This window comes from Rhodoferax ferrireducens (genome assembly GCF_003347515.1).
Lineage (GTDB): Bacteria > Pseudomonadota > Gammaproteobacteria > Burkholderiales > Burkholderiaceae_C > Rhodoferax.
Genome location: NZ_QEII01000253.1, coordinates 1 through 1,135, shown reverse-complemented (window position 1 = coordinate 1,135; position 1,135 = coordinate 1). Strand labels below are relative to the sequence as shown.

Here is a 1,135-nt window from a genome sequence, read left to right as displayed (position 1 = left end):
GTAAGCGTCTGCTGAAGGCATATTGAATCGATGACCAATCGAAACGATAGTGTGCATCATGAAGATCGTGCACACCAGTTCGAACGAGGTCGATAGCCCTCGCCCCACAAGACGTTATTACAGCCCGCAGCTCAAGGCCGAGGTGGTCCAGGAATGCCGTCAAAGCAGCGCGTCCGTGGCCGGGGTTGCCCTGGCCCATGGCATCAACGCCAACATTGTCCACCGCTGGCTTCACGAAGATGAGCGCGCGGCCCTGCTGCTACGGGCTCAGTCATTTGTGCCTGTCACCCTGGAGCAGGCATCTGCAGCCTTGCCAGCGCTTGAGAGCGGCTCCAGCGCCACACCCGACATCCGGGTCGAGGTTCATAAAGGCAGCAGCACCATCACGGTGAACTGGCCGCTCGAAGGCGCCGCCGCTTGCAGTGCATGGCTGCGCGAGTGGCTCAGGTAATCACTGAATGATCCGCATCGATTGCGTGTGGCTGGCCATACAGCCGCTGGACATGCGGGCTGGCCCCGACACAGCACTGGCGCGCGTGGTCAAAGTCTTCGGCGCCGCGCACCCGCACCACGCCTACCTGTTTGCCAACCAACGGGCCAACCGTATGAAGGTGCTGGTGCATGACGGCTTCGGCATCTGGCTGGCGGCCAGGCGGCTGCACCAGGGCAAGTTTGTCTGGCCGCGCAGCGACACCATGGCGCAAATGACACTCAGCCGAGCCCAGCTCGATGCCCTGGTTCTGGGCCTGCCGTGGGCGCGAATCGGCGAAGGCGGCATCATCACCGTGGTGTGACGAATGGGTAGTTAGAGCCCGCATGGCGCAGTGACAAGACGTCCATTGGTGCATCTCCCAATGGGCATCCATACCAATGATGGGCACACTACTTGTCATGGTCGTCGACACGCAAAACCTGACAAAACTCAGCGCACAAGAGTTGCGTGAAATGGTCCATGGTTTGCTGACAAAAATTGCTGGGCACGACCAGGAAATCGCCAGCCGTGAGATAACGATTGCGGCCAAAGACCGCGAGATCCTGTACCGCCAAACCAAGATTGACCAGCTCACGCACGAGATGGCGGTCCTCAAACGCTGGAAGTTCGGTCGCAGTCGCGAGCAGCTCGATGCGGGCCAGA

At 60.4% G+C, this 1,135-nt stretch carries 2 protein-coding genes and 1 pseudogene; all 3 read left to right on the top strand.

Annotation, left to right across the window (positions count from 1 at the left end; all coding sequences use genetic code 11):
- Nucleotides 1–58 precede the first annotated feature (58 nt).
- Nucleotides 59–451, top strand: a complete 393-nt coding sequence (gene tnpA / locus C5P05_RS08400) for an IS66-like element accessory protein TnpA (protein WP_114969399.1) — start codon at nt 59–61, stop codon at nt 449–451.
- Nucleotides 452–458: 7 nt separating this feature from the next.
- Complete coding sequence (tnpB, locus tag C5P05_RS08395) at nt 459–794, top strand: IS66 family insertion sequence element accessory protein TnpB (RefSeq protein ID WP_114969398.1); 336 nt, start codon at nt 459–461, stop codon at nt 792–794.
- A 229-nt stretch (nt 795–1,023) separates the two neighbouring features.
- Nucleotides 1,024–1,135, top strand: a pseudogene (locus C5P05_RS34945) (transposase domain-containing protein); the annotation flags it as partial.

Coding starts and splice junctions, on each gene's coding strand:
- tnpA (WP_114969399.1), top strand. CDS start 59: ATGAAGATCGTGCACACCAGTTCGAACGAGGTCGATAGCCCTCGCCCC.
- tnpB (WP_114969398.1), top strand. CDS start 459: ATGATCCGCATCGATTGCGTGTGGCTGGCCATACAGCCGCTGGACATG.